The following is a 3354-nucleotide window of genomic DNA, read 5'->3' as shown; positions in this document are numbered from 1 at the left end:
GGCCCCGCTGGTGGTAGGTGTCCCGACGGCCGCGCTCGTGGCGCACCCGGAGGGTCTCGTCGCCCAGCCGGCCACCACGTCGGGCGCCGGGTCGGCCACGCTGGGTGGCAGCCCCCCGCATGGAGGCAACGGCACCCGCTGATCGCGGGATGGTCACACAGCGGCTGGAGGAGCCCGGATGAGTGTCAGTCAGGCGGAATCCGAGCGGGACACGACCACGGGCGCCGGCCGGCCGCTGTCGCTGGCCATCTCGCCGTGCCCCAACGACACGTTCGCCTTCCACGCCCTCGCCCACGGGCTGGTGCCGGACGCGCCCGCCGTCAGCGTCACCTTCGCCGACATCGATGTGCTGAACACCCGGGCCGCCGACGGTCGAGACGACCTGGTCAAGGTCTCGTACGCCGCGCTGCCCTGGCTGCTCGCCGACTACCAGCTACTCACCTCGGGCGGCGCGCTCGGGCGTGGCTGCGGCCCGCTGGTGCTCACCGCCGGGCGCACCGACCTGCGCGGCGCCCGGGTCGCCATCCCCGGCCGCCGCACCACCGCCTACCTGCTGTTCCGGCTGTGGGCGGCCGAGCGCGGGGTGGCCGGCATCGACGTGCTGCCGTTCGAGCAGATCATGCCGGCGGTGCGGGACGGCCGCTACGACGCCGGCCTGGTCATCCACGAGTCCCGCTTCACCTACCCGGCCTTCGGCCTGACGGCGCTCGCGGACCTCGGGGACTGGTGGGAGGAGCAGACGTCGCTGCCGATCCCGCTGGGCGCGATCCTCGCCCGCCGCGAGCTGGACGGGCCGGCGCTGTCCGCCGCGGTGCGGGCGAGCGTGGCCGCCGCGTTCGCCGACCCGGCCGCGAGCGCCGCCTACGTTCTCGAGCACTCCCAGGAACTGGCCCCCGACGTCGTCGACGCGCACATCGGGCTGTACGTCAACGAGTTCAGTCTCGATCTCGGCGAGGAGGGGTTCGCCGCGATCGAGACGCTGCTCGCCCGCGCCGCCGAGGCCGGCCTCGTGCCGGAACTACCCGGCCCGCTGCGCTGACCAGACCCGCCTCGGGTGCGACACTGCGGTCATGCCGGAGCTACCGGAGGTCGACGCCCTTGTCATGTTCCTGCGGGAGACCGCCCTCGGTCGCGTCGTCGACCGGGTGGAACCCGTGGCCGTCAGTGCGCTGAAGACGTTCGACCCGCCGATCACAGCGTTGCGGGGCACCGCGCTCGCGGCGGTGCGCAGGCACGGCAAGTTCCTCGACCTGGTGTTCGCCACGGAGACCGGGGAGCCCCTTGACCTGGTCATCCACCTGGCGCGGGCCGGGTGGCTGCGCTGGCGGTCGACCCAGCCCACGGCGCCCGCGCGGCCCGGCCGGGGGCCGCTCGCGCTACGACTCACCTTCGACGACCGGTCCGGGTTCGACCTCACCGAGGCCGGCACCCAGAAGCGGCTGTCCGTCCACCTCGTCCGGGACCCGGCGGACGTGCCGGGCATCGCCCGGCTCGGCCCGGATCCCCTCGGCACGGACTTCACGGTCGAGGCGCTCGGGGAGATCCTCGCCGGCGCCGGGCGCAGCCAGCTCAAGGGTGTCCTGACCGACCAGGCGCGCCTCGCCGGTGTCGGCAACGCCTACTCCGACGAGGCGCTGTGGGCGGCGCGGATGTCCCCGTACCGGCCGGCCGCCGCGCTGACCGCGCCGGAGGTGGCGCAGCTGCACGCGCAGCTCGTTGGTGTGCTCACCGAGGCCCGGCAGGCGGCCGCCGGGCTCGCCGCCGGTGAGCTCAAGGCGGAGAAGAAGGCGAACCTGTCCGTCCACGGCCGGACCGGGCTGCCCTGCCCACGCTGCGGTGACACGATCCGGGAGGTGTCGTTCGCGGATCGGTCCCTGCAGTACTGCCCGAGCTGCCAGACGGGCGGTCGGACACTCGCGGACCGCAGGCTGTCCCGGCTGCTGAAGTAGATGGCAGGATGGCGGCGTGAGCTCTGATCAGATTCCGGCCGTCAGCGTCGACGACCTTCCTGTTGATCTTTCCGCGGCCGGTGCGCCGACGTTGGTGGACGTGCGGGAACCCGACGAGTGGTCCGCCGGGCACATCGCCGGCGCCGTCCACATCCCGATGGGTGATCTCGTCACCCGGCTCGACGAGGTGCCCCGCGGGCAGGAGGTCGTCGTCGTCTGCCGCTCGGGCGGCCGGTCCGCCGCCGTCACCGGCTATCTCGTGCAGGGCGGCTGGCAGGCTCGCAACATGACCGATGGCATGCTCGGCTGGAACGCCCGAGGCCGCCCCATGGTCAGCGACAGCGGTGCCGCGCCCACCGTCCTGTGATGCCGGGCATCTCCTAGCGGGCGCCCGTGTCCGCCACCGACCGCTCGACCCGCACCTCGTAGTCCTCGATCACCGGGTTGGCGAGCAACGTCGCCGCGAGATGCTCCACCCGCGCGAGCACCGCGCCGTCCGGCTCCACCCCGTCCGCCAGTTCGAGCTCGAACCGCTTGCCCTGGCGGACCCCGACGATGCCGCTCACCCCGAGCCGCGGCAGGGCGCTGAGCACCGCCTGCCCCTGCGGGTCAAGGATCTCCGGTTTGAGCATCACATCCACCACAACCCTGGTCACATCCGCGGACACTACCGGCCCGGCGGCCCGACGGGCGGGGTTTCGCCCGCGCCCGAGTGCCGCGTCGGCCGGCCCCAGCCGACCTCCGGCGGCCGCCTAAGCTGATCTCGTGATGCCATGGCGTGGTTCGACCCCGGTCGTCGGATTCGATCTGGACCTCACCCTGCTCGACGCCCGGGCCGGCATCCGGGCGTCCCTGGTCGCGCTGTCCGGCGAGACCGGCGTGGCCGTCGACGCCGATCTCGTGGTGTCCCGGCTCGGGCCGTTGCTCGAGACCGAGCTCGCGAACTGGTTCCCGGCCGCGGAGGTCCCGGCGCGCGCCGCGCGCTACCGCGAGCTGTACGAGGTGCATGCTCTGCCCGCGTCGCTGCCGATGCCCGGCGCCGCCGAGGCGGTCGCCGCGGTGCGCCGGATCGCCGGGCGGGTGGTCGTGGTGACCGCCAAGAGCACCGCCCTCGCCCGCGCGAGCCTGGACCACATCGGCATCGCCGCCGACGTCGTCGAGGGCGCCCGTTTCGCGGCCGGGAAGGGCGCGGCCATGCTGGCGCACCAGGTGGACGTCTACGTCGGCGATCACACGGGTGACATGGTCGGTGCCCGCGAGGGCGGCGCGCTTGCCGTGGGAGTCACGACGGGCCCGTGTTCCGCCGCGGACCTGCGCGCCGCCGGGGCCCAGGTGGTGCTCGACCGGCTGGCGCAGTTCCCGCCGTGGCTGGCCACAGAGGCGGCCGGCCGGACCGGCCCGAGGC

At 74.1% G+C, this 3354-nt stretch carries 5 protein-coding genes; 4 read left to right on the top strand and 1 reads right to left on the bottom strand.

The window, feature by feature from the left end:
- Positions 1 to 178 precede the first annotated feature (178 nt).
- The 3 genes from MXD58_RS23375 to MXD58_RS23365 are packed head-to-tail and all read left to right on the top strand — an operon-like array spanning position 179 to position 2316.
- Entirely contained in the window at positions 179 to 1039 is an 861-nt protein-coding gene (locus tag MXD58_RS23375; RefSeq protein ID WP_248838450.1) for a 1,4-dihydroxy-6-naphtoate synthase, read from the top strand.
- A 31-nt stretch (positions 1040 to 1070) separates the two neighbouring features.
- Positions 1071 to 1949: an Fpg/Nei family DNA glycosylase gene (locus MXD58_RS23370; protein WP_248838451.1), complete on the top strand. Its 879-nt coding sequence runs from the start codon at positions 1071 to 1073 to the stop codon at positions 1947 to 1949.
- Between the two features lie 16 nt (positions 1950 to 1965).
- The gene (locus MXD58_RS23365; RefSeq protein ID WP_248838452.1) at positions 1966 to 2316 is read left to right on the top strand and encodes a rhodanese-like domain-containing protein; all 351 of its coding nucleotides are present in this window, start codon (positions 1966 to 1968) and stop codon (positions 2314 to 2316) included.
- A gap of 13 nt (positions 2317 to 2329) precedes the next feature.
- Here the strand turns inward: MXD58_RS23365 and purS are convergent, their stop codons facing one another.
- Complete coding sequence (gene purS, locus MXD58_RS23360; RefSeq protein ID WP_518478670.1) at positions 2330 to 2617, bottom strand: phosphoribosylformylglycinamidine synthase subunit PurS; 288 nt, start codon at positions 2615 to 2617, stop codon at positions 2330 to 2332.
- Positions 2618 to 2717: 100 nt separating this feature from the next.
- Between purS and MXD58_RS23355 the strand changes: the two genes are divergently transcribed.
- Positions 2718 to 3354: HAD family hydrolase (locus MXD58_RS23355; protein ID WP_250609925.1), on the top strand; the 637-nt coding region annotated here is incomplete at its 3' end.

It is taken from the genome of Frankia sp. AgKG'84/4 (assembly GCF_023242965.2).
Classification (GTDB): domain Bacteria; phylum Actinomycetota; class Actinomycetes; order Frankiales; family Frankiaceae; genus Frankia.
Note: the sequence above shows the minus strand (reverse complement) of the source record. Positions and strands in the feature narration are given on the sequence as shown.

Coding starts and splice junctions, on each gene's coding strand:
- MXD58_RS23375 (WP_248838450.1), top strand. CDS start 179: ATGAGTGTCAGTCAGGCGGAATCCGAGCGGGACACGACCACGGGCGCC.
- MXD58_RS23370 (WP_248838451.1), top strand. CDS start 1,071: ATGCCGGAGCTACCGGAGGTCGACGCCCTTGTCATGTTCCTGCGGGAG.